The sequence below is a fragment of the Xanthomonas sp. NCPPB 1826 genome (assembly GCF_056725285.1).
The window spans coordinates 4,817,660-4,842,696 of sequence record NZ_CM161521.1 but is presented as its reverse complement, the minus strand read 5'-3'; the positions used below and the strand labels follow the sequence as shown (position 1 = coordinate 4,842,696).

Here is a 25,037-nt window from a genome sequence, read left to right as displayed (position 1 = left end):
CGGAGGCGCAGTCCTCCTGCACCCAGACTCCACAGAGCTTCGCCGGTCCCCTCATCCGCCCCTTCGGGGCACCTTCTCCCGGTGGGAGAAGTGACCAGCAGACCCCTCTCCCCCCGGGAGAGGGTTGGGGTGAGGGGACGAGGTGTAGCCCTCCTGCACCCAAACTCCACAGAGCTTCGCCCGTACCCTCATCCGCCCCTTCGGGGCACCTTCTCCCGACCGGAGAAGGGAACACGTAAAGGTCCACGTCTTATGAGCGAACAACTTCCCCTGCTGATCGAACTGGGCACCGAAGAGCTGCCGGTCAAGGCGCTGCCGGGTCTGGCGCAGGCTTTCTTCGATGGCGTGCTGCACGGTCTGGAAAAGCGCGGCGTCGCAGTCACCCGGGGCGATGCCAAGCCGCTGTCCACACCGCGCCGCCTGGCGGTGCTGCTGCCGGGCGTGGCCACCGAGCAGCCCGAGCAGCGCTCCGAAGTACTGGGCCCGTATCTCAACATCGCGCTGGATGCCGAGGGCAAGCCGACCAAGGCGCTGGCCGGTTTCGCCGCCAAGGCCGGGATCGACTGGACCGCGCTGGAGCGCACCAGCGACGCCAAGGGCGAGCGCTTCGTGCACCGCGCGGTGACGCCGGGCGCGCGCACCGCGGACCTGCTGCCCGACATCCTGCGCGAAGCGATCGCCGCGATGCCGATTCCCAAGCCGATGCGCTGGGGCGCGCACGAATACGCCTTCGCACGGCCGGTGCAGTGGCTGGTGCTGTTGTTCGGCGACAGCGTGGTTCCGGCCGAGCTGCTGGGCGTGCGAGGCGATCGCCTCAGCCGCGGGCACCGCTTCATGCATCAGGGCGAGGTGTCGCTGGCGGCACCGGGCGACTACGTCGAGGCGTTGCGCGCGGCGCATGTGCTGGTGGATGCGGACGCACGCCGTGCGCGCATCGTAGAGGAAGTCCAAGCCGCCGCCAGGCAGGCCGGCGGCAGTGCACGCATCAGCGACGACAACCTGGAGCAGGTGGTCAACCTGGTCGAATGGCCGTCGGCGGTGCTGTGCAGCTTCGAGCGCGACTTCCTGGCGGTGCCGCAGGAAGCGCTGATCGAAACCATGGAGATCAACCAGAAATTCTTCCCGGTGCTGGACGACGGCGGCAAGTTGACCGAGCAGTTCATCGGCATCGCCAATATCGCCTCCAAGGACGTGGCCGAAGTCGCCAAGGGCTACGAGCGGGTGATCCGTCCGCGCTTTGCCGATGCCAAGTTCTTCTTCGACGAAGACCTCAAGCAGGGGCTGGAGGCGATGGGCGCGGGCCTGGCCAGCGTCACGTATCAGGCCAAGCTGGGCACGGTGGCCGACAAGGTGGCGCGTGTGGCGGCGTTGGCCGAGACGATCGCGCCGCAGGTGGGCGCCGATCCGGCGCAGGCGCGTCGCGCCGCGGAGCTGGCCAAGAACGACCTGCAATCGCGCATGGTCAACGAATTCCCGGAGCTGCAGGGCATTGCCGGGCGTCATTACGCCAAGGCCGCCGGTGAACCGAGCGAGATTTCGCTGGCCATCGACGAGGCCTACCAGCCGCGCTTTGCCGGCGACGACATCGCACTGTCGCCGCTGGGCAAGGTGCTGGCGATTGCAGAACGGCTGGATACGTTGGCAGGTGGCTTTGCGGCCGGTTTGAAGCCGACCGGCAACAAGGACCCGTTCGCGTTGCGGCGCAATGCCCTGGGGTTGGCGCGGACGGTGATTGAGAGTGGTTTTGATCTGGACCTCAAGGATCTGCTCTATCACGCCTACAGCTCTGCAAAACAGTCGATGTCTGAGGTTGTGCTGCGGCAGAAAAAAGATGTTGCAGACAAAGCACGTGCGTCAGGTGTAGATGCCCCCACGTCACATGCGAATCAGCGATCGCTGCATTTGGAAGAATTGGCTGAGCTCTTCGACTTCATCCTCGACCGCCTACGCGGCTACTACGCAGACAAGGGCGTCCCTGCCACGCACTTCAATGCGGTCGCTGCCTTGTTCTCGGTCGCGCCCGAGGGCGCTCCTACAGGTCTCGTAGGAGCGCACCTGGGCGCGACCCACGGCTCCCTCTACGACTTCGACCGCCGCATCGATGCGATCGGCATCTTCGCCACGCTGCCCGAAGCCGAAGCCCTGGCCGCCGCCAACAAGCGCATCCGCAACATCCTGCGCAAGGTCGAGGGCGAGATCCCCGGCGATATCGACACCACGCTGCTGCGCGAACCGGCCGAAGAAGCCCTGGCCGAAGCGGTGGAAGCGGCCATCGGCGATACCGGCGATGCGCTGCACCGGCACGACTACGTCGCCGTGCTCGCACGCCTGGCGCGGTTGCGCCCACAGGTGGACGCGTTCTTTGACGGGGTGATGGTCAACGCCGAGGACGCGCAATTGCGCGCCAATCGTCTGGCCCTGCTGAAGAAGCTCGGCGACCGCCTCGGCAGCGTCGCCGCCATCGAGCATCTGTCCAGCTGATGGCCGCGTCCGCCGGCGCGGCGCACTGGCAGACCGCGCAGGCCGCGTTGGCACGCCGCGACCTGGCTGTGGCGGCGTCTGCGTTGCAGGCGCTGCTGGAGGTGGAGCCGGCGCATGTGGCGGCCCGCGTGCTGCTGGCCGGCACCGTGCTGGCCAACGGCAGGATGCGCGAGGCGGTTGTGCAGCTGCGGCTGGCCGCAAACGATCTGGGCGACGACGTGACAATGCGTTGCCGCGTGGCGCAGGCCTTGCTGCGTGTCGGCGAGCATCGCGCACTGCATGCCTTGCTGCGTCACCCGTCGGTGATGCGGTGCCAGGACGGCGCGACCTTGGCCTTGCTCGCGCACGTGCATCAATCCCTGGGCGAACATGTCGACGCACTGGCGATGATGCAGCGCGCGCAGGCCTGCGGATTCGATGGACCGGATTTCCGTTTTTTCCTTGCGGTGCAGTTGCAGTTCAATGGTCGCCTCGATGAAGCGGCGCAGGCGCTGGAGCATGCGCTGGCGCACACGCCCGGCTATGGCCGCGCGGCGTTGACGCGTGCGCGCCTGCGCCGGCAGAGCGCCAGCAGCAACCATGTGGAACAACTGCGTCAACAGTTGCAGCTCGCCAAGCCCGACAGCGAAGATCGCGCCGGGCTGGCGTTCGCGCTGTACAAGGAGCTGGAAGACCTCGGCCAGACCGAGGCCGCCTGGGACGCGCTACAGCACGGCAACGCGGTGATGCATGCACGCCTGCGTCATGACGCCGACGCCGAGGCGGCGTTGTACGCGCAGCTGAGTGCGCTGGCCGGCCAGGGCCTGTTCGCCGCGCAGCAAGCCCCCGTCGCACACGGCCCGCAACCGATCTTCGTGCTCGGTTTGCCGCGCTCGGGCACCACGGTGCTGGAGCGGATGCTGGGTAATCATTCCCAGATCGTGTCGGCTGGCGAGTTGAACGACTTCGGCCATCAACTACGCTGGGGCGCCGACCAGGCCGGTCGCAGCCTGCTGGATGCGCGGCTGCTGCAGGCCTTGCCGACGCTGGACTACGCGCAGATCGGCGCGCGTTACCTGGAACAGACGCAATGGCGGGCCGGATCGGCACGCTGGTACATCGACAAGTTACCGGCCAATGCAGTGGCGATCGGCGCGATCGCGCGCGCCTTGCCGGGGGCATTGATCGTGCATCTGGTACGCGAGCCGATGGCGGTGTGCTTCTCCAATTACCGCGCGCTGTTCGGTGATTCTTACGCCTACAGCTACGACCTGCACACGCTGGCGCGCCACTATCAGGCCTATCACGCCCTGATGGCGCAATGGCGCGCGGCATTGCCGGGCCGGGTGATCGATGTGGACTATGCGCAGATGGTGCGCGATCCATCCGCGGTATTGCAGCAGTTGATGACGCGCTGCGGGTTGCAGATCGAGCCCGGGCAGGTCGATATCACCCGCAATGTGGCTGCGTCGGCCACGCTGAGCAGCGTGCAGGTGCGCGAAGGCGTGCATGGGCGCAACGTCGAAGAATGGCGGCGCTACGCCACGCAGCTGGAACCACTGCGGCAGGCCTTGTTACACGCCGGCCTGATCCAAGCCGACGCACGCTGACAGCGGCCTGCGGAACGTCGCGGAGACGCCGCCGCGACGTATGCAGTGTGGCAGCAAACAAAGTGCCTGCGTGTCGCCAGCCTCGTCGTGTCTGGCCACTCCAAGTTCGCCCACTCGCAGCAGCGGCGATCCCCAAGCGCTCGATCCAAAAACGCTTGTCTCAAAACGCCAACGGCAGCCCCGTGGCTGCCGTTGGCAAATACCGCCCTGGCTGACTCAGTGCGCGCCGAAACGCCAGTTGAGCTCCAGCATGTAGGAACGTCCGTAACCGGTGTAGTTGAAGATGTTGTAGTACGGATAGCTGCTGTAGGTGCGATCGCGCGGCGGCCGGGTGTTGGCCAGGTTGTTGACCGTCGCCGTCAGCGAGATGTCGTCGTTGACCGCATAGTCCAGCGTGGCATTGAGCGTGGTCCACGCACCGACCTTGCGTGCGCCCTCCACCGCATAGCCATCGGTGCTTTGTTGCGCCACGAAGTTGGGCGTGCGCCCATTGCGCTGAGCGAACAGCGTGGTGGTCCATGCATCCTTCTGCCACGTGACCGAGGCATTGACGATGCTGCGGAACTCGGAAGAGAAGAATGGTTCGCTGAGCAGATCGCGCACCGGGTCCTGCGGGAACTGCTGGCTTTCGTGCTTGAGGGTGAGGTTGTATTGCGCATCGAAGACGAACAGGCCCCAGGATTCGGTAGCCAGGTTGTACGTCGCCTTGCTGAGCACGCCGGAGATCTCCTCGTTGGAGATATTGATCGGGTTGATGCGGATGTTGCTCAAGCGGTTGGGTACCGGCGCATCGGCGGCGGTGCGATCGATGCGCGACAGCGCGTCCACGCAGGTGGGCGAGCTGATGTCCAGGCTGCCGAGACGGCAGGCCGATTCGGTCTGCAGCAGGTTGTCGGTGCTCAGGTCGCTGACCTTGTCATCGATCTTGATGTTGTAGTAGTCGGCATTGACGCTGAAGCGCGCGCTCGGCGACCACACCACGCCATAGCCCCAGGATTTGGCAGTGATCGACTGCAGGTCGCGATTGCCGGCGCGGCGTCCGGCGATCGAGGTGCCGCCATAGGTGCAGTCGGCGATCGGCACGTTGGGTTCTTCGAGTGCGCAACGGTAGTAATCGTTGACGCCCTGGAAGAAGCCGCTGTCTCCAGCGAAGGAAAACGCCATGTCCGGTGCCTTGAACGCAGTGGCGTAGTTGCCGCGGAACAGCAGCGAATCGATCGGACGGAATTCCAGCGCGGCTTTGTAGGTGAACTTGGAATCGCCGCCGCCGCCCTGGTTCTTGTAGTCGTCGTAACGGCCCGACAGATTGGCGGTCAAGGTGCTCAGGATCGGTACGCGCATCTCGAACGCCGCCGCCCAGTTCTCGCGCTTGCCGCTGCCCTGGGTGCCGGTCAGCTGGTAGAAGTCGCCAGCGATCACGCGTTGATCGGTCGGGTTTTCCCAATACTGGTTGCCCGCCTGCAGCACGCCGGCCACGCCGACCGCGCCGGTCGGCAGGTTGAACAACTCGGTGTTGGTGAGCTGCAGGTTGAGGTTCTGGGTCCAGGTCCGGGACTTGGTGCGGATCTCGTCGTTGAAGCTGCGGTATTGCGCCGGCGTCAAGGCGCGATAGAAGTTGGCATCGTTGGGCGAATAGATCGGGTAACCGTAGTACTCGCCTTGCTGGGCGCCCAGGAACTGCTCGCGGAAGAAGTCCTCGATGCGATCGGCCAGCGGCCATTGCTGGCGGCTGTCGATGCGGTATTCGGCGCGTGCGTAGTACGCATCGTAGGTCCAGTTGCTGGCGCCCAGCCCGCCCTTGATGCCGGCGGCGATATTGTAGGAATCGGCAGTCTGGCGATCGTTGTTGAAGTCCAGGTTGCCGGTCTCTTCAGGCGCAAAGATGCGCTGGTAGCCTTCCAGCTGCTGGCTGTCCTGGTTGTAGAACAAGCCGCCGGTGTCGGATGAGGTCTGCCAGAAGCGTGGGCCGCTGTTGACCTCCACCTTGGTGCGATTGAGCAGCAGCGTCGCGTAGCCCTGGGTGTTGTCGTTGAAGGCGTAGGTCAGGTTGGCGTAGCCGCTGGCGCTGCGTTCCTTATTGAGGATGCTGGCGTAACCGGGCTCGGTGCGGCTGCTGCAGAAGTTGCCGCGATTGGCGCGGTTGTCGTATTGCACCGAGCCGTTGAACAGCGGGCCCAGTGCATCGCAGTTGGCGGCGCTGGGGTCGATGTAGGTGGTTGGCGTGTTGTGCAGCGCGATGCGCGAGCCGTAGCGCAGCGTGGGGTCCGGATTGTCGGAGGTGGAATCGAAGTCGCGCCGCTGGAAGCCGTAGATCGGGTCCTGGTTGTTGAGCTGCAGGCCCCAGACGATATCGGCCTTGCCGAGGGTGCTGCCGCCGGTGAGCTGGAAGCGCTGGTTGTTGCCGCCGCCGCCGTCGTAGGTGCCCATGCGGTAATTCATCTGCACACCGTCGACGTGCTTCTTCAGGATGATGTTGACCACGCCGGCAATGGCGCTGGAGCCGTAGATCGAGGACTGGTTGCCCGGCGCCACGTCGATGCGTTCGACCATGCCCACCGGCACGCTGGCCAGGTCGACGAAGTTGCTCTGTCCGTTGTAGAGCAGCGGGTAATCGGCCATCGGCCGGCCGTCGATCAGCACCAGGGTGAAGCCGGGATCCAGGCCGAGCAGGCTCAGCGATTTGGCGCCGGCGGTGAAGCCGCCACTGAACTGGCCGTCCTGCACTGAGCCGGTGGCCATCGGCTGCGAGCGCAGCACATCGTAGACATCCTTGAAGCCGCGGCGCTGGATGTCCTGGGCGGTGATGGAGAACACCGGGGTGGCTGTTTCGACCTGCGACCGCGGAATCAACGAGCCTGTCACGGTGACCTTGTTCAATTCAGTCACCGCGCCCTGACTCTGGGCCATCGCAAGCGATGGCATGGCCAGGGCGGCGCATACGGCGTTGACCAATAAATGGCGCTTCATGAAAACCTCTCTCTCCAAAGGTGTGGAACAGGGCGCGGCGATCGGGGGAGGGCCGCGTGGTGTCGCTGTCAACGAAACGTTAACAACACCCCGACTCTAACCAGCCCCTGTAGCTCCGTATAGTCGAGATTGCTCAGATTTTTTGTCCCTTCACGCCCAGGCTGGGTATCCTTTGCCGATGCTTAAAGCCGCGTTTGCTCTCTCCCTGCTGTGCACCCTGTTCGTTCCGCTGCAAGCGGTTGCCCGGGCGACCATCGACAAGATCGAAATCAAGGGCTTGGACGACGACGCCGACGCCGAGATGATCGAGAACATCGAGGTCTCCCTGTCTCTGTATGAGGCCGTCGGCAAGGAGCAGGGCGAGTCGCGACTGGAATATCTGCTGGCGCAGGCCGAACGGCAGACGCGCGAGGCACTGGAACCGTTCGGCTATTACTCGCCCACCATCGAGCTGGCTGCGCCGCGCACCGGCGACAAGGTGACAGTGGTGATCACCGTGGAGCGCGGCGAGCCGGTACGCGTGCGCCAGTCGCATATCTCCATCACCGGCTGGGCCGAGCAGGACCGTTACCTCGGCCAGGATCTCAAGCAGTTCGAACCGCGCGAAGGCCAGGTCTTCAGCCATCCGCAGTACGAAGCGAGCAAGGTGCGCATCACCCGCCGGCTGGCCGAGCGCGGTTACTTCGATGCTGACTTCACCCAGCGCCGCGTCGCGGTGACGCGCGCCGAGCACGCCGCCGATATCGATCTGAACTGGGACAGCGGCCGCCGCTACGACATGGGCAAGGTGCGCTTCGATTACGACTACTTCCGTCCTGGCCTGTTCGAGCCGCTGGTGTATTGGGACGAGGGCAGCTACTACCACGAAGGCAAGCTGGATCGCCTGCGCGAGTCGCTGACCAAGCTGGATTACTTCAGCACCATCGACATCCAGCCCAAGCCGGAAGAAGCCGACGACCAGGGCCGGGTGCCGGTGGATGTAAAGCTCACCCGCGCCAAGCGCACCGTCTACACCTCCGGCTTGAGCTACGGCAGCGAGAGCGGCGCCGGTGTGCGTGGCGGCGTGGAGCGGCGCTATGTCAATTCGCGCGGCCACAAGATGGACACGCAGCTGGATTACGCGCAGAACCGCAAGAGCCTGACCACCAGCTACCGCGTGCCGGCGTTCCGCTGGCTGGATGGCTGGTACACCGCGTCGGCGCGGCTCTATGACGAGCAGACCGAATACATCGACCTGCGCAACGTCAAACTCACCGGCAGCCGCAGCGGCCAGATCAATGAGCGCTGGAGTGCGATTGCCTCGATCAACGCCTTACGCGAGCGCTGGCGGTTCAGCAGCGGCAGCGATTTCACCGATGCGGTCTACGAGACCTCCACGCTGATCTATCCGCAGTTGCAGGTCAATTACGTCAATGTCGACGACCGCCTGTTCCCACGCAGTGGCGTGTCCGGGCAGGCATTCATCCGCGGCGGTGCCGAAGGCGCCGGCTCGGATACCAATTTCGGCCAGCTCTACGGCCAGCTGCGCTGGTTCCTGGGGGCCGGCGACAACGGCCGGGTGATCCTGCGCGGCGAAGGTGGCACCACCTGGACCAGCGACCTGGTGGCGATGCCGCCGAGCCTGCGCTTCTTTGCCGGTGGTGCCAACAGCATCCGCGGCTATGCCTTCCGCGAAGTGGGCCCGCGCACGCCCAAGCCGGACGAATTCGCGCTCGGTGCCAAGAACGTGGTCACCGCCAGTGCCGAATACGAGCATTACCTCAAGGGCGGCCCCTGGGGCGGCGCGGTGTTCGTCGATAGCGGCAGTGCCTTCGACGACACGCCTGACTGGCACACCGGTATCGGCTTCGGCCTGCGCTGGCGCTCGCCGGTGGGCCCGGTGCGCGTGGACATCGCGCATGGCCTGAACGACCCCGACTCGCAGTTCCAGCTCTATATCGATATCGGGGCCAACCTGTGAGCACGCCGACGCCTACGCCACCCCCCGCACCGCGCCGCGCGCGTTTCTACCGCCGCCGCCGTTTCTGGGTGGGCTCCGGGCTGACCGTGCTGGGCCTGGTGTTGCTGGCGCTGATCGCGGTGTACTGGCTGCTGCAGACCGTGGCCGGGCGCGATGTGTTGCTGGCGCAGGTGACCGCGCGCCTGCCGGTCGGTGCCACCTTTACCTACGGCAAGGTCGAAGGCCCGGTGGCCGGCCCGCTGACCTTGCGCGATGTCGATTTCCGTTATCAGGACATCCACTTCACCGCCGAGCGTGTGTACCTGGAGCCGGACCTGCGTCCGTTGCTCGGGCGCAAGCTGCAGCTGGATGCGGTGCAGGTCAGCAATGCCAGCCTGAATCTGGGCAAGAGCGAGGAGCCGTTCACGCTGCCGAGCTGGCCCGAATCGCTGCCGCAGATCAACGTGCCGCTGGCGATCCAGGCCGACAAGATTGCCGTGGAGAACCTGCGCATCACCCAGCTGCAGCAGCCGATGCTCGTCCTGCACAAGGTGCAGGGCGGACTGGAAGTGGCCACCGGCGAACTGCGCACGCGCAATCTGGTGGTCGATACCGACATGGGCGACTTCCGCCTGCACGGCGACTACGTGCCCAACGACGATTACCGCGCCGACCTGACTGCAACCGCGGTGCTGCCGGCCGCGCGTGGGCGCACCCCGGCCAGCCTGGGACTGGTCGCACGCGGCGATCTGGACAAGATGGAAGTGGCCATCGCCGGCCGCGCGCCGGCACCGCTGCAGGCCAGCCTGGTGTTCACCGGGCGCGACGACCCCACCTGGGCCTTCAAGGCCGTCACCGACGCGCTGGATACCTCGCTGCTGACGCCGGCCACCAATGGGGAGTACGCCGCCCCGGCCACACCGATCGCGCTGAACCTGCAGGCCTCCGGCAAGGGCGGCAACGCCGACCTGCAAGGCAGCGTCAAGCAGGGCGAGCTCAGCGCCACCTTGCAGCCCTCGCACATCAGCCTGCTGGACCAGGTCATCACCGTCGAGCCGTTGGTGATCGATACCTTCGAAGGCCGCGCGCAGTTGCGTGGGACTGCCGATTTCCGCGACACGCAGAATCCGAGCTTCCGTTTTGCGGTCAACGCCAGCGGCCTGCGCTTCACTCCGACGCCGGACCCCGCCACCCCCGATGCGCCGGTGGTGCCGGTGGAATTGGTCGATGCGCGACTGGGCGTGGCCGGTAACCTGAAGGCGTGGGCGGCGATCGGCCGCGCCACGCTGGAGCGCGACGGGCAGCAGGCCGCGCTGGTGTTCGACAGCCGCGGCAACGATCAACGTGCGCAGCTCAAGCAGGTGCAGGCCAAGACCCCGGGCGGCTCGCTGGATCTCACCGGCGAGGTGGGCTGGACCCCGGAGCTGCAGTGGGATGTCACTGCCCAACTGGCCAAGTTCGATCCGGGCTACTTCGCGCCGGGCTGGAACGGCAATCTGTCCGGCAAGGTCGCCTCCAAGGGCCGCCAGTTGCCGGCACCGGCCGGTGGCGTGTCGCCGGGCTTCGAGGCCACGGCCGATATCCCTAGCCTGACCGGCCAGCTACGTCAACGCGCGCTGTCGGCCAACGGCAAGTTCGCCTTGCGTGGTGAACAGGGCGAGGGCCAATTGCAGCTGTCGCTGGGCAATAGCCGCATCACTGCCAAGGGCAAGGTCGGCGACCAGCTGGATATCGCCGCGCAACTGCAGCCGCTGCAGCTGGACGATGTCTTGCCCGGCGCCACCGGCACGATGCGCGGGCAGCTGCAGGTCAGCGGCCGTCGCGACGCGCCCGACATCACTGCCGACCTGGTCGGCAACGGCTTGCGCTGGAACGACTACAGCGCGCAGAGCATCAGCTTGCGCGGGCGTCTGCCGTGGCGCGGCAGCGACGGGCAGCTGGCCTTGCAGGGCACGGCGATCGAAGCCGGCGTGGTGCTGGACAGCGTGCGCGTGCAGGCACGCGGTGCGGTGGAAGCGCTGCGCCTGGATGCGGATATCGCCAACAGCATGGCCAACGTCGCGCTGCAGGGCGATGTCCGTCGCAATGGCGAGCGTTGGCAGGGCCAGGTCGCCACGCTGCGGATCGCACCGGCCAAGGGCGATGCCTGGGCGTTGCGCCAGCCGGCGCAGTTCAGCACCGATGGCGCCGCGTTTACCCTGTCAGACACCTGCCTGGGCGCGGCCACCGGCGGCGCGCTGTGCGCCAGCGCCAACTGGCCGCGCGACGGCATGGTGGTGCATGGCGATGCGCTGCCGCTGTCGCTGGTGCAACCGTGGCTGCCCAAGCAGGAGGGGCGGCAGATCTATCTGCGTGGCGAGCTCGCGCTTGATGGCAGCTTCAAGCCGCGCGGCAATGCCTGGGAAGGCTCGTTCCGCATCGCCTCGCCCGAAGGCGGCATTCGCCTGGGCGAAACCCGCTACGCCGCGGTGGCCGGCAATCCCAATCGCGGCGAGTTGCTGCGCTACGACCAGTTCAGCGTGCAGGCCGATTTCACCCCGCAGCAGATCCAGGCCAAGCTGGGTATCGGCTTCCAGGGCGCCGGCTTTGTCGATGCCAAGTTCAACACCGGCTGGGATGCGTACGCGCCGCTCAACGGCGAGCTGTATCTCAATATGTCGCGGCTGTATTGGCTCGAGCTGGTGGTGGCCGATGTGGTGCAGCCCAAGGGCCTGGTCGAAGGCCATGTGAGCCTGCGCGGCACCCGCGACAAGCCGCTGCTGGGCGGCGATGCAACCTTGAGCAATTTCACTGCCGAATATCCGTCGATGGGTTTGACCCTGAGCGAGGGCAAGGGCCGCTTCGACGCATTGCCGGATGGCTCGGCCAAGATCACCGCTTCCGCCAAGTCGGGGCAGGGCACGCTCAACATCGATGGCGGGCTGTCGTGGTTTGGCACCAGCACGCCGTTGCTGCTGAATATCCGCGGCGAAAACGTGCTGGCCTACAACACCAGCGAGTTGCGCATCATCGCCAACCCGGACATGCAGTTCGGCATCACCGACAACACCATGCAACTGCGTGGCAAGGTCACCGTGCCCGAAGCCGACATCGACCTGGAACGCCTGGATCGCGGCACCTCGGTATCCGAGGACGTGGTGGTGCTGGACCCGGTGGATCCGGAAGAAGTGCCCGCTTCGCCGCTGGATATGGACCTGGCCATCGTGCTTGGTGACAAGGTCAACATGAGCGGCTTCGGCCTGAAGGGCGGGCTGAGCGGGCAGATGCAGATCCGCGCGCGCCCGGGTCGCGAGATGACTGCCAACGGCGGGCTGGACGTGCGCGGCCGCTACAAGGCCTATGGCCAGGACCTGACCATCAGCCGCGGCCAGCTGACCTGGAACAACAACATCGTCTCCGACCCACGCGTAAGCCTGCGCGCCGAGCGCAAGGTCGGCGATGTCACCGCCGGCATCGACGTCAGCGGCCGTGCCGAATCGCCGCGTGCCGATGTGTGGTCGGAACCGGCGATGTCGCAATCCGAAGCGCTGTCGTACCTGGTGCTCGGCCGCGGCCTGTCCACCGCCAGCAGCGACGAAACCCAGCAGGTCAGCGCGGCCTCGGCCGCCTTGTCGGCCGGCAGCAGCCTGATCGCCTCGCAGATCGGCGCCAAGCTCGGCCTGGACGAAGCGGGGGTGAGCGAATCCAGCACCGTCGGCTCGGTGGTGGGCTTCGGCAAGTACCTCTCGCCGAAACTCTACGTCGGCTACGGCGTCTCGATGGTCGGCAGCGGCTCGGTCCTGACGCTGAAATACCTGCTCAGCCGTGGCTTCGATATCGAAGCGGAATCCAGCACGGTGGAGACCAAGGGCTCGGTGAACTGGCGGCGGGAAAAGTAACCCGCCGCTTGCTCTTCATCACATATTGACAAAGCTGACCGCCTTGTTCATTCTCTGCCAGACTTCGGCTCGCTATCAAAAAAGCTGACGAAGCAGGGGGCAGGGCTTTTGTCCGCGTCGCATTAGATTGCGATGAGCGCAGCCTTGGCTGTCGACTTTGGCACTGTATATCGGTGAAGGTAGATGGGTCTGAATAAGGAATTTCTGCGGTGCGTAGTATTCGTTTGCACCCTGTATTGCGGCTGTGCTTTTCCAGCTGAACTTACAGCTCCCGGTAGATTAGTTTTTTTAGAAAATGGTTGGAATGGAGAGGGGGTGGCGATAAGTCACTCAACTGCTTCAGTGGCCGGCTGTGCAACCGAAACCAACAGCTTTGCTATTGATAAAAACCACCCGGCCTATAAAGAGCTAGTTGCTATTGCATTGTCTGCATATACAAGCGAATCCAATGTCGAATTGATAGTAGACAAAGGCGTCTGCGGCTTTGGTGGACGTACAAAAGTAATCTCAATACGGCTTAAAAAGTAGAGGCTACTCGTCCTCTGCCAAGATTTGTTCTGAAGAATTCCCTCAAAGATTCTTCATTAGCCCTCTTTCTAGCGTTGGGAGTTGGCAATAAAATGAAAATATGCTCCGTTTTCTCCGCGGTTCTTCTGTTGACTATATTCTCCAGTCCAGCGGATGCATTAGAGTGGATTTCTGGTCGGGTGACATCAATCGAAGCCACTTACATGCCAGCACGCATCCCCTTTGTCTTGAATGGTGGAAATGCTACGTGCCCTGCGGGGAAGTCGTTGTCGTGGGCAAATCCTAATATCGAAAACAACAAAGCAATCTACGCTACTTTGATTGCGTCCCTGACAACTGGTAAGAAACTAACGTTCATTATCGATGACAATGACAAGACTTGTTTAGGTAAATTCATTTATCTAGAAGACTGATTTTTACGGGCCCATAAAATCTAATAAAAATGGTCCGTTAATCCAATAAAAATCAGTTAAATGCAAATCCGTTGATGTCCATGCGCTAGACGTAGGATTGAAATAGAGATTAATGGAAGCCAAATGAAAAAAAGATCAAGCTACTATCCTAGTTCACTTATAATTCTAATGGTTGGGCTTTTCTCTTCGGTTCCTTCCGTTGCGGTGACACCGCAGCAGGAATACGAGCTACGCGTACGTGATAATAAAGGCGGACAAGGGGTAATCGATGGCGCGTTCGGCGAAAAGGTAAGTCTGTACAGCGGGTCTCTCATGTTTCAACAGATGGACATTGAGCAACCAGGGATCGGACTTCCAATCCAGTTGATCCGTACTTACGATGTCAAGGATTTAAAGCCTCAAAACGAACCAGCACGAGCTCTATCAGATTGGCGGCTAGAAGTTCCTCATATAGAAACACTGTTCGAAGCTTTCACCGAGCAAACCGACTATGTCGGAACATTTTTTAGTGGGAATCGTTGTACGAACTTCAAGAAAGCACCTGCAATTTCGATGAACACCGGGCCGACCACTCGAGTCACTTACACCCCGGAAGATTGGTGGGGGGGCTATCAACTGGTTATACCTGGGCTCGAAAACCAAGACCTTATGCTTCGTGATTCGTCTAACAACTTAACACCGCAAATGGCTGGGGGGGGAGGGCTGAGGAGCTTTCCAATTGTCAGCAATCAGCAATGGATGGTTAGCTGTTTAGCATCTACTTCCAATGGATTGTCTGGTGAAGGGTTTCTTGTTGTATCACCGCAAGGAATAAAATATTGGATGGATTGGCTGATATATCGGCCGTATCCAGAGCTCAATTTTGCCCAAGGTGGGCCGCAAGTCATGCGTCGAAAGACAGCGATGATGATGGTCTCGCGTATAGAAGACCGCTTTGGTAATTCACTAACTTACCAATATGACAGCGCAGGAAATTTAGCGAAAATCCAAGCGAGCGACGGACGAGTTCTAACGCTCGCTTACGAGACGTGGACTAATTCCAACAATTCCTCCTCAGGAAGCCGACTAAGCTCGGCCACCTTACAAGCTAGCGATGCTACTCCCAGAACTTGGCGCTACTCTTATCTAGTTGGGGGGGACTCCAGATCCAGGCTTGTAAACGTGACGCAGCCCGATAATTCCTCGTGGGCAATCGACTTTAGTGGATTTCAAAACTGGTCAGGATCGCCATCTACAGTCGGCAGCGGCTGTGTCCCGTCTTTAGTTAATGGAAATGGTACAAAAAGTGGGACAATACGACATCCATCTGGGATGTCTGCTACTTTTGTAATTGGCTCTATTCTAAGAGGCCGTTCGTACGTAAATTATAAGTGTGAAGCTCCGGATTCAAGTACAGCAGCAGGCCTAAGAAATTTCAATATTTATAGCGCTAACGCTATTCTAAGTAAACGGATTTACGGACCGGCAATGCAGGAGAAAATCTGGACATATCGATACTCAGCCCCTGGAAACAGCTGGGCGAAAGACTGCAGTCCGGCGTGTACAACTAATGTATGGACAGAGCTGACTGAGCCGGGTGGCGTAACATCACGCTATACCTTCAGTAATCGCTTTGACTCTAGCGAAGGTCAGCTGCTGCGTTTTGAAACATACGCGGCCGGCGTAGGGTCGCAAATGTTAAAAGACGAGTACTATCAATACGCGTCTTCATCTTTGGGGCCGTGGCCAACAAAGCTTGGAAATGGTTTTTTAGATACTCTCAATGATCAAATGCTATCCACGCTCTCACCACTTCAAAAGCGTAGGATATTCCAGGACAGCGTGGAATACACGACAGAGATGGCGGACTTTGATGCCTTCGCAAGGCCCACGAAAATATCTTCCTACAGCCCGTGGTATCGCCGCGACGACAAGATCGAATACCTAGATAACTTTGCAAAATGGATACTTGGGTCTGTATCTGCGTTGTCTAATATCAATACTGGAAAGGTTTCTGAAAGAAAAACATTTGATTCCAATTCAATGCCTTTGCAGGCATGGACATTCGGAAAATTGTCAAGCACCTCATCTTACAATGCAGACGGAACTCTCGCATCCATAAAAGATGGACGAGGGAATACTACAAATTATTCGAACTGGAAAAGGTCAACCCCTGGCCTAGTGTCTTATGCCGACGGAACTGCTTTGTCTAGGCAGGTAAATGACTATGGCTGGATTACGAGTGTTACGGATCAAAATAGAAATACCACATACTATGAATATGACGCGATGGGAAGGATCGCGAAACAACAATATCCCAACGGGGATTCAGTTTTGTGGAATCAAGCTGTCACAGAAACCGCATTCATAAATACGTCTGAGTACGAAGTGCCGCCTGAGCATTGGCGCACCGTAACTTCGATTGGCAACTCTCGCAAAATCACTTACTTCGATGGTGCACTACGTCCTATTTTGACGCGGGAATATGACGCGGCAAATGAGCCAGGTACTCAGCGCTTCCAAAGATTTTCATATGACCATAAGGGAAGAAGCACATTTATCTCCTATGTAGGAGAAGTGCCCAATATCGAAAAAGGGTTTTATATTCAATATGACGGGCTGGGGCGAGAGAGCTCGCTATCACAGAATTCCGAGCTCGGTTTGTTGAGGACGACGACCGAATATCTACCACAAGGCCAAAAGCGTGTGACAAATCCTCAGGGGCAAAGCACTCTGACGGGCTATCAAGTATTTGGTCAGCCATCTTATGACGACTTGGTCTGGGTTCAGCGTCCGGAAGGAGCTACAACGGAGATCACCAGAGATGTTTTCGGAAAAACACTTTCGATTAGTGCGCGTGACCAGAGCGGGTCAGTCACCAGCATTAGAAGGTACGTATATCATCCTGAATATCAGACGCTTTGCAAGGTCGTAGAACCTGAAACAGGTGCTACAGTGCTAAATTATGATGAGGCGGGAAATCTGACCTTGTCAGCTGGCGGCCTTGAATTACAGTCTGCCAGTGAGTGTAATTTGGCAGAGGCAACGGCTTCCGGTCGTAGTGTGACAAGGCTGTATGATAAATTGAATCGCCTTAGTGCAATCGATTTCCCTGGGGGAAATGGAAATCAATCGATAAGATACTGGCCTGGTGGGTTAGTTAGACAAGTAGATACGCTAAACGATGGCGTGGTGAGCTACAACAATTATTCTTATAATAAAAGAAATCAGTTGATCAATGAGGTCCAAGCACAAGCGGATGGCGAAGCCTTTTCAATGGCTTATGCTTACGACGCTAATGGACATCTGGAACGGAATCGATACCCATCAGGCCAAACGGTTGATTATTCACCGAATGCACTTGGACAACCTACCCAAGTGGGTCCTTACGCTAGGGACGTTAGTTACTATCCAAATGGTGCGATCAAACGGTTTATTTATGGGAATGGAATTGTCCACTCGATGGTTCAGAATGATCGTCAGCTTCCAGACATCAGTCGTGATTCCAGCGATGTCGACCTGACCCACTATGGCTACGATTATTATTTAAATGGGAATGTCGCCGCTATAAGCGACGGCGCCGCTGGGAATAGCCAGCGTGGTAATCTCACTATGACCTACGATTATCTGGATCGACTAACTTCGGTTTCATCCCCAATCTATGGCATAGCGAAATATAGCTACGATGCGTTGGACAATTTGATACATGTTGAAGCGAGAGGGCGTAATCAATTTTTCTGCTACGACCCAAGATGGCGGCTCACTAATGTGAAAATTGATGGATGCAACGGAGGCACTGTGGTAGGGATGGCCTACGATGCACAAGGCAATTTGATCAATAAAAATGGTCAAGCCTTTCGCTTTGATCTCGGGAATAGAATGCGTGAAGCAGTGGCTAAGGAAAGCTATCGTTACGACGCAAACGGTCGAAGGTCGCTGATATCGCGGTCTGCAGGAAATATTCAGACCTTTTACGATCGATCCGGTTATCTACGGTTTCGTAAAGATGGATCAAACTTTAAAACTGTAGATTACATCTACATGGGGAATAGTTTGGTGGCTGAAGCCGAATGGGCGTTTGGCTCCTCCCCCTCTGCAAAAGATTACTTAAGCTGGCAGCCGACGCCTGGAATAAAGGAGTACGTTGTCGAGGAAAGCATAGACGGAGTGGTCTGGACTTTGGTTTATAAAGGCAGCGCTAGCAGTTGGGCCTCCTTGTCGAGGCCCTCCGGAAAATACTTCTATAGAGTGTCTGCGTGCAGTGATGAGTCTAATTGCACCGCTGTTTCCAGCCTGGCGCATTCGCAGAGATCGAGCGCAAGCATCGTACCTGTTCTCTATCAGCTGCTACTCAACTAGGTTGCCGTATGAATAACCGACATATCTATCGGGTTTATGTATTAAAAAATACTTTCTTAATCTGGCTATTCACTATCTATTCGGTGGCCGAAGTTCAAGCACAGACGATACGCTACATACATACCGACGGACTGGGCTCGATTGTGCTCGTTACAGATCAGAATAAGAGTGTTGTTGAGCGACGAGAATATGAGCCGTATGGATCATTGCTAGGCGCTGTTGTTGATGGCCCCAGTTACACGGGTCATGTTGCTGATAGCAGTACTGGGCTTTATTACATGCAGCAACGCTATTATGATCCTGCAATAGGTAGATTTATATCTGTCGATCCAGTCTCCACCGACGTCGGGACAGGATTTAATTTCAATAGATACTGGTACGGAAATAATAGTCCTTACGCTTATATTGATCCAGATGGGCGTGCAACGGTGGCTATTGGTCGAAGCGGCAGCGCTATTGCGATCGGAGGTGTAACATATTCCGATCAATGGACATTTAGCTTTCCTTCAGGCGATCCTAGCACTTGGCGTTTAGGTCGCTTAATACAGGCCGGTGGGCAGGCGGGCACTAACATCGATGTTGGAGCTAACTATGTTTTTAGTTATTCAGAAGCAAATTCAGCGGAAGAAATGGCAGGTACAGGTTTGGAAGCATCAGTGGGGGGCGCTTTGAACATTGGAGAAGTGCTTGAACTATCTGTCGGTTATGACAGCACTGTTTGTTCAGGTTGTAAAAAAACGCAAACACTCTCGGTTGGCCCAAAATTAGGCTTGCTTCCTGCTGAAGTGCACGCATCAATAACGCGGGGCTTTGGGGTAACTCTTATAGGAAGATCCCCTTTTAGAACCCCTACCGTCACAGTGGGTGCTCCAGTTCCGATCACTGGACCCGTAGATATGCCTTCTAGGGTGCCGAGTGTTACAGTGGGAAGCCCGCAGCCTGAGCGACCTGGTAAGTAGTCTTATCGCAATTTATTCATTGATTATTTTCATTTGGAGAGTGTGGTGATATTTGAAAATCTTACACCAGGGTGGGGGTTTTTCTTTGGCGTTATCCCAGGGGGGGTCTTTATGGCAATTAATATGGTAAGGCTATCCGTGCTGGGTAGGAGGGTTCGCTCAATGGCGATATTGGAAGGTCAAGATTGGGATCTCAATAAGGATTTTCATCGACGCCTCCAGATATTAAAGGATCCTAGCTTGATTTTGTGCCCGGGCGAGAGTCAAAGTCTTTCCGATCTAAAGAAAATTCTCATTAAAAAGTATCCGGGGTTCATGGCAAAACACATTATTTCTGGATTTATGATGGCAGTAGGTGGTACAGCTGGGATGCTGATAGGTCTGTATACGCAAGAAGCGGTTCACGCAGTTGCAATCCATATTTAAAGACAGTCAAGTTTTATTAAGTTCCTAAAGTCTCGAGTTGCGTGCGACGTCCATTTATTTTTGAGTGGTCCCGGCTTGGATTCCAAATCCTAGCCTGGGGATATTAGGCGTGAAGAGGGGCTTCACCGAGAAACAGATCATTGGCTTCCTGCGTGAGGCTGCAGCGGGTGGAGCTTTCAGCCTCTAGTAAAATTGATCCAGCGAGACTTATAGGTCTCCGGGCACGCCAGAAACCGAGCAGATCAACGATGCGCAAGAGACAAGTTCACCAAGAGCCAGATTGTCGCCACGCTGAAGGAGGTTAAGGGCGGCCGCCAGATCAAGGATGTGTGCGTTGAACTGGGCATTTCCGAGGTGACGTACTAATTATAGAGGTCCAAGTACAGCGGCATGGAGGCAGCTGATGTGCAGCGCCTTCGCGACCTGGAGACCGAGCACAGCAAGCTCAAACGCATGTATGCAGAGCTCGCGATGGAAACCATGCACTCAAGGATGTCATCGTAAAAAAGCTGTAGACCCGGCGCACAAGCGCCCGCTTCTTGCCTGGCTCGTCGAGCAGCATGGCTGGAGCGAGCGCCGGGACTGTTCAGTGGTTGGCGTGGCTCAGGCGTGGCTCACTCGACAGCGCGCTATCGGTGTCGTCCCGATCGCGACCAAGAAGCCATTGCGCTGTTGTCCGAGTTGGCCGAGCGCCTTCCTGGGCGTGGTTTTGGAGAGCTGTTTCAGACCATCCGTTGTCGCGGACATGTGTGGAACAACCGGAGTGTTTGGCATGTGCGCTGCCTGATGAAGCTCAATCATTGTCATCGCAGCAGGCGCCGGATACCGATGCGTCAATCACAGCCGCTGGTATGCGGTGATCGAACCAATACTGGATGGTCGATCGATTTCATGTCCGATGCGCTATGGGACGGTCGACGGTTCCGCATGTTCAATGTCATCGACGATTTCAGTCGGGAAGCCTTGGCGATCGAAATGGACTTGAATCTGCCGGCTGCGTCATCCGAACATCGGAACGCATCGCGGCCTGGCCCGGTAATCTGAACAGGCTTCGTCTGGACGAAAGACCTTAATTTTCCGCGCTGACTTGGTCGAGTGGGCGGAGCGCAAAAGCATTGCATTGAATTTGATCGGGCCGAGGTGTTCGATGCAGAACTGCTTCATCGAACGTTCCAACGACACCTACCGAGGCGGCGTACTAGAAATGCACATTTTTTCCGCACCATGAGCGAAGTCCGCGATCAGACCTGGCATTAGCTGGCCGACTACAACCAACAGATCCCGCACGACAGCTTGGGCGGGCTAACGCCCGCCGAGTTCCGTGATCCATATATCCGCAGACCTCTAAATTCAAGCTGGCACTATTTATGGGAGTCCGCACCTGGTGTTTAAGTCTTCACTCATTCAGCTACAGTGAATGCCTTAATTTGCATTGAAGTTCCGTTGCAACCGTCCACGTAAATTTCTACCGTGTTCTTGCTTTGCAGAGATGTTAGTGCCATGGAAAGAATCTCTTTGTACATCAATGCGTTGGGTGTAATCATGAAACGATTTCCACCGCCGCAGCCTGTTCCCGCAGGTAGCGGGCCTTCAGTGACTATATATATGGCTTCTCCTCCCCATCCAGTGGCTATGTTCTTTATCTTCTGTCCCCCGAGTGAGTAGGCCGCGAAGCATTGGGAGCTTGCCAACATCAAAGTTAGAAAAACTAGTCTACGGATCATAAAAATACCGAAGTAAGGTGAATGAATTAATTCAAGCTGCGTTGTTCAATGCACTGCCGGTCCTGTACTTACAGATCCGGTGACTGGAATAATTTTTTCTTATCGCCCCTGTTCCCCTAACTCGAACCTACACGCCCCATGTCTAGGTTGCCACAGTGTGAGAACAGGTTCCAGTTGTGTTTGGTACTGCGCGTGGAAATTACTACGCATTCTTTATGCCCGACCACTAATCCGCAAATAGCCCCTTTATGCCCGGCAGGCCTACCTTGGCACTCCCGCACTGTGGTGCGTTGAGTCGAACACGATGTGTATCCTGATTTTGCAAGGTCCGCAGGCCGATCCGGCGCAGGTGGCGCCGATGCAGCTGCCCGAGTGTGCGGGACGTGCGTTGCGCACGCTGGCGTGTGCCGATGTCGGTGGCTTGATCGCCGGCTTGCAGGCCGCCGGTGGCGATGCCGAGGTGGAGCTGGTGTTGCTAGATTCGGGCGATTTGTCGGCCTCCGAGCGTGCGCAGGTGCATGCGAAAGCCTTGCGCGCAGCATTGGATGCGCTACCCACGCCGTACATCGAACTGCATACCGATGCCGATCAGGAGCTGGAGCCATGGCTGCATCCGCAGCACGCGCCGTTGGCGGTGGTGATTACGCCGCACGATGCGCCGCGCGCCTATGAGATGTCGCTGGGCATTGCCGCGCGTTGTCTGCCGTCGCTGTGCGCGCCCTTGCGCGCCGCTGCCTGAGGAAGCCACCATGTCGATCATGATCGTGCGTGGGCCGGAGGCGGCGATGCCGCTGGTGCGTGGACCGCAGCCATTGCCGCGGGCCGTCATTCGGCAGCTCGTGCAATGCGCCGGCGACGCGGGCAAGACGGTGGCCTTGCGTGCCTGCGGGTCGGAGCAGGAGCTGCTGGACGCCTTGCGTGTGGCCGGGCAGGCGCGGATGGAAATCGCGTTGATCGATCCGGGTAGCTGCGTGGACAGTGCGCGCCTGCACCGTGTGCTCAGCGCGTTGCCGTATCCGTTCGTGGAGGCTCACGACGATAGCGTGGACCGTCCGGAGCGTTGCCTGCCGGAGGGGTTCGGGCAACGCATTGCGACGGTGCGCGGTTACTGCGCGCAGAGCTATCTGCTCGGGCTGGAAATCGCGCTTGAACATCTGGGCTGCACGGAGATCCAGGGCGATGTCCACGTCGGTACCTGAGCTGCGCCAGCTGCATTACTTCGCCGACTACGAGGGTTATTGCGACGGTCGGCCGGTGCTGTGGGGGCAACTGGCCCACAGCGTGGACGTGCCTGCCGATGGCGTGCTGGATGCCGCCGGGCTGGTCACCGCGTTGCGCCGCCGTGCGGCGGAGGCGCATGGGCTGGAAGCGGGGCAGATCCGCTTGTGCCAGGTCACGCGGCTGTAGCGGCGTGATACACAACGACGCCACCCGAAGGTGGCGCCGTCGTTCTGCCGTGCTTGTGCGTCGCTCGACGCAGATCACAGGGGTTGACGCTTACTTGGCCGGGCTGGCCTCCGGCACGAACTTGGTCAGCTGGTTGGCCGTTGCGGCAGTGCCGAAGTTGAAGCGGCCGTAGCCGGCGCCCCAGTACAGCGCACCGTCCACGATGGCCGGCGAGCTGATCACCGAGCCGGTGGCGTCGTGGTTCCACAGCGTGGCGCCGGTGTCGGTATCCAGGGCGACCATGTTGCCGGCCATCGAACCGGCGTAGAGCAGGTTCGGCGACACCGTCAGCGAGCCCTGGCCACCGGCCGGCACATTCGGATTCACGCGGTTGATGCCGGGCACCTTGACCTGCCACTTGATCCTGCCGGTGGCGGCGTCCAGCGCTGCCCACGAGCCGCCGTTGTGGCTCTGGGTATTCGCAGGCCCCAGCGTATAGGTGGCGTTGGTGCTGTTGTTGATGGCCACATAGACCTGCGACTTGTACGGATCGAACGCAGTGCCCCACTCGACGCCGCCAGTGGTGCCGCCGGGGCCGACCTGAGTCGACCACACCTTGGCACCGGTCTTGGCGTCGAAGGCCCAGTAGATGCCGCTCTTCTGCCCTGCGCCGACCAGCTGCTGGGCCTTGCCATCGCGCCACACGGTGAACAGCTGCACGCCGGCACCGCCGAAGTCGTAATCAGGCCCGGTCAGGTTGGTTGCCTGGGTGTTCGGGCACAGGCCATTGGTAGGTGCCACGATGCACGACAGGTTCCAGGCGTCGTAGCCTTGTGCACGGTCGGCCCAGACCAGCTTGCCGGTGTCCAGATTCAGCGAGATCACCGAGTCGACGTAGTTGTCCGGTGCCATGCACGCCAGTTCATCCTGCACGGTGAGTTCGCTGCCGCGGTAGGAGCGTGCGTTGGACACGCAGTTACCCACGCTGGCGGGAATGTTGTAGTTGTTGCCGGTGCCGAAATACAGGCGGCGGCTGATCGGATCGATCGCCACCTGGCCCCACACCGATGCACCGGTATAGCCCTCGGGCACGTTGTAGAACTGCCACACCTTCTTTCCGGTGTTCAGATCCAGCGCCACCACGCTGCCGCGGAAGCTGAAGGTGTGGGTCGGGTCCAGGTTGCCCCAGTCGCCGGAGGACACGGGCACGTAAACGCGGTTGCCGTAGATCACCGGCGAGGAGGTGATGCGCGCCTGCGGGTTGGCTTCGGCGGCGGTCTTCCACAGCAGCTTGCCGGTCTTCTTGTCGATCGCCAGCACGGTGCCGGCGGCCTGGTCGCCGACGATGATGCTGTTGGCGCTGATGGCCGGCGTGTTGCGCGTCACCGAGTTGGCATTGCCGGTGTAGTCGGACAACTTGGCCTGCCAGTTCGGCTTGCCGGTCTGGGTGTCGACGCTATACAGCGTGCCGCCCCAATCGGGCACGTACAACGTTCCACCTTCCACGCTCGGCGTGGCCGAGATGTCGCCGGTGGTGGTCAGGGTCCAGGCCGGCTTGAGGCCTTTGACGGTGGTGCGGTTGATCTTCCACTCGCCCGGCGCAAAGCGCTGGTTCAAGTAGCCGCCGCCGGCGGTGGTCCAGCTGGTGGGGCTGGCGAACGGCAGCTGATTGCCGAAGCTGCGCCAGATCTGGCCGGAGCGTGCAAAAGCCTGGGTATCCAGCGACGACACCGACTGTTGTGCGGTTGCGGGGCCGGCCTGGGCGAAAGCCACTGCGCTGGCAAGCAGGCAGGGAATGAGCGTCAAACTGCGAAATCGCAAGCGGCGAGTTGAATTTGTCATCACGGCATGTCCATAGATGGAAGGAAGCGCTGGATCCCCCCGGATCTGCCGAGTGAAGATGGCCGATTGTGGCGAGCGTGCAACACACGCACCTTCCCGCATTCATTCAACGGTCGGGTCCGCTCGCATCTGGTGCCACCAGCTCGAAAAAATTGCGTTCAACGTGTTCGCTATTCGCACAAATGCTGATGATTCATCACGATCGGCGGCCGCTGCGATAGAAAAAATGATTGGCCGCGATGCATGCGTATTTGCACGCAAATCAATGGTCTGCAAAAAGTAACCAGGAAATTTTGCGCCACCTTGTGAGGCTGGCCACTGTGTTGAAAAGCCCTTCTTCCCGCGGGGCGAGATGACACGGTTTGCGCGCCACTGGCGCGCGTGCCTTGGAGCGCCCGCGTCGCAAACGCGGGCCGGGGCGCGGAGCGGGATTGGGGTGAGGGTACGGGGCGAAGCTTGTGTGTCGTCAAAATGCACGAGGCTTCGCACGTCCCCTCATCCGCCCCTTCGGGGCACCTTCTCCCGGAGGGAGACGGAAACAGCCATGTTGCTGCGCTATCCGGCGCG

General features: G+C 59.6%; 14 protein-coding genes and 1 pseudogene. 13 read left to right on the top strand and 2 right to left on the bottom strand.

Annotation, left to right across the window (positions count from 1 at the left end; all coding sequences use genetic code 11):
• The first annotated feature begins 252 nt into the window (after positions 1-252).
• Both glyS and AC1PLA_RS20330 read left to right on the top strand, forming a co-directional pair.
• Positions 253-2,481 carry a glycine--tRNA ligase subunit beta gene (gene glyS, locus AC1PLA_RS20335; RefSeq protein ID WP_481105241.1) on the top strand — a complete coding sequence of 743 codons (2,229 nt, stop codon included), beginning with the start codon at positions 253-255 and terminating at the stop codon, positions 2,479-2,481.
• Positions 2,481-4,070, top strand: a complete 1,590-nt coding sequence (locus tag AC1PLA_RS20330; protein WP_481105240.1) for a tetratricopeptide repeat-containing sulfotransferase family protein — start codon at positions 2,481-2,483, stop codon at positions 4,068-4,070. The genes glyS and AC1PLA_RS20330 overlap by 1 nt, the downstream gene beginning before the upstream one ends.
• A gap of 216 nt (positions 4,071-4,286) precedes the next feature.
• Here AC1PLA_RS20330 and AC1PLA_RS20325 read toward each other — a convergent pair whose 3' ends face one another.
• Positions 4,287-6,977, bottom strand: coding sequence for a TonB-dependent receptor domain-containing protein (locus AC1PLA_RS20325; protein ID WP_481106238.1), 2,691 nt, complete (start codon positions 6,975-6,977; stop codon positions 4,287-4,289).
• A 238-nt stretch (positions 6,978-7,215) separates the two neighbouring features.
• Between AC1PLA_RS20325 and AC1PLA_RS20320 the strand changes: the two genes are divergently transcribed.
• From AC1PLA_RS20320 to AC1PLA_RS20275, 10 genes and pseudogenes are all read left to right on the top strand, one after another.
• Positions 7,216-8,997, top strand: coding sequence for an autotransporter assembly complex protein TamA (locus AC1PLA_RS20320; protein ID WP_016903873.1), 1,782 nt, complete (start codon positions 7,216-7,218; stop codon positions 8,995-8,997).
• Positions 8,994-12,854, top strand: a complete 3,861-nt coding sequence (locus tag AC1PLA_RS20315; protein ID WP_481105239.1) for a translocation/assembly module TamB domain-containing protein — start codon at positions 8,994-8,996, stop codon at positions 12,852-12,854. The genes AC1PLA_RS20320 and AC1PLA_RS20315 overlap by 4 nt, the downstream gene beginning before the upstream one ends.
• Before the next feature lie 183 nt (positions 12,855-13,037).
• Positions 13,038-13,382: a hypothetical protein gene (locus AC1PLA_RS20310; RefSeq protein ID WP_146096916.1), complete on the top strand. Its 345-nt coding sequence runs from the start codon at positions 13,038-13,040 to the stop codon at positions 13,380-13,382.
• 536 nt (positions 13,383-13,918) lie between these two features.
• On the top strand, positions 13,919-18,133 hold the full coding sequence (locus tag AC1PLA_RS20305; protein WP_481105238.1) for an RHS repeat domain-containing protein: 4,215 nt from the start codon (positions 13,919-13,921) through the stop codon (positions 18,131-18,133).
• A gap of 8 nt (positions 18,134-18,141) precedes the next feature.
• Positions 18,142-19,092, top strand: coding sequence for an RHS repeat-associated core domain-containing protein (locus AC1PLA_RS20300; protein WP_481105237.1), 951 nt, complete (start codon positions 18,142-18,144; stop codon positions 19,090-19,092).
• 45 nt (positions 19,093-19,137) lie between these two features.
• A complete protein-coding gene (locus tag AC1PLA_RS20295) occupies positions 19,138-19,518 on the top strand; it encodes a hypothetical protein (protein WP_146096917.1) in 381 nt (126 codons plus the stop codon).
• A gap of 279 nt (positions 19,519-19,797) precedes the next feature.
• A pseudogene (locus AC1PLA_RS20290) lies at positions 19,798-20,910 on the top strand (IS3 family transposase).
• A gap of 636 nt (positions 20,911-21,546) precedes the next feature.
• Positions 21,547-21,981 carry a hypothetical protein gene (locus tag AC1PLA_RS20285; protein ID WP_481105236.1) on the top strand — a complete coding sequence of 145 codons (435 nt, stop codon included), beginning with the start codon at positions 21,547-21,549 and terminating at the stop codon, positions 21,979-21,981.
• Between the two features lie 10 nt (positions 21,982-21,991).
• Complete coding sequence (locus tag AC1PLA_RS20280; protein WP_046345097.1) at positions 21,992-22,441, top strand: 3-dehydroquinate dehydratase; 450 nt, start codon at positions 21,992-21,994, stop codon at positions 22,439-22,441.
• A complete protein-coding gene (locus AC1PLA_RS20275; RefSeq protein WP_016903869.1) occupies positions 22,422-22,649 on the top strand; it encodes a hypothetical protein in 228 nt (75 codons plus the stop codon). Before AC1PLA_RS20280 ends, AC1PLA_RS20275 begins: the two co-directional genes overlap by 20 nt.
• 90 nt (positions 22,650-22,739) lie before the next feature.
• Here the strand turns inward: AC1PLA_RS20275 and AC1PLA_RS20270 are convergent, their stop codons facing one another.
• Positions 22,740-24,470 carry an outer membrane protein assembly factor BamB family protein gene (locus AC1PLA_RS20270; RefSeq protein ID WP_481105235.1) on the bottom strand — a complete coding sequence of 577 codons (1,731 nt, stop codon included), beginning with the start codon at positions 24,468-24,470 and terminating at the stop codon, positions 22,740-22,742.
• 52 nt (positions 24,471-24,522) lie between these two features.
• Here AC1PLA_RS20270 and AC1PLA_RS20265 point away from each other — a divergent pair, with 52 nt between their 5' ends.
• A complete protein-coding gene (locus AC1PLA_RS20265; protein ID WP_481105234.1) occupies positions 24,523-24,753 on the top strand; it encodes a hypothetical protein in 231 nt (76 codons plus the stop codon).
• The last annotated feature ends 284 nt before the right edge of the window (positions 24,754-25,037 follow it).

Bases quoted from the DNA above. Each gene is read 5' to 3' on its own strand.
- AC1PLA_RS20275 (WP_016903869.1), top strand. From the start codon at position 22,422: ATGTCCACGTCGGTACCTGAGCTGCGCCAGCTGCATTACTTCGCCGAC.
- AC1PLA_RS20280 (WP_046345097.1), top strand. From the start codon at position 21,992: ATGTCGATCATGATCGTGCGTGGGCCGGAGGCGGCGATGCCGCTGGTG.
- AC1PLA_RS20330 (WP_481105240.1), top strand. From the start codon at position 2,481: ATGGCCGCGTCCGCCGGCGCGGCGCACTGGCAGACCGCGCAGGCCGCG.
- AC1PLA_RS20300 (WP_481105237.1), top strand. From the start codon at position 18,142: ATGAATAACCGACATATCTATCGGGTTTATGTATTAAAAAATACTTTC.
- AC1PLA_RS20285 (WP_481105236.1), top strand. From the start codon at position 21,547: ATGTGTATCCTGATTTTGCAAGGTCCGCAGGCCGATCCGGCGCAGGTG.
- AC1PLA_RS20310 (WP_146096916.1), top strand. From the start codon at position 13,038: ATGGGTCTGAATAAGGAATTTCTGCGGTGCGTAGTATTCGTTTGCACC.
- glyS (WP_481105241.1), top strand. From the start codon at position 253: ATGAGCGAACAACTTCCCCTGCTGATCGAACTGGGCACCGAAGAGCTG.
- AC1PLA_RS20305 (WP_481105238.1), top strand. From the start codon at position 13,919: ATGAAAAAAAGATCAAGCTACTATCCTAGTTCACTTATAATTCTAATG.
- AC1PLA_RS20270 (WP_481105235.1), bottom strand. From the start codon at position 24,470: ATGACAAATTCAACTCGCCGCTTGCGATTTCGCAGTTTGACGCTCATT.
- AC1PLA_RS20320 (WP_016903873.1), top strand. From the start codon at position 7,216: ATGCTTAAAGCCGCGTTTGCTCTCTCCCTGCTGTGCACCCTGTTCGTT.
- AC1PLA_RS20325 (WP_481106238.1), bottom strand. From the start codon at position 6,977: ATGGCCCAGAGTCAGGGCGCGGTGACTGAATTGAACAAGGTCACCGTG.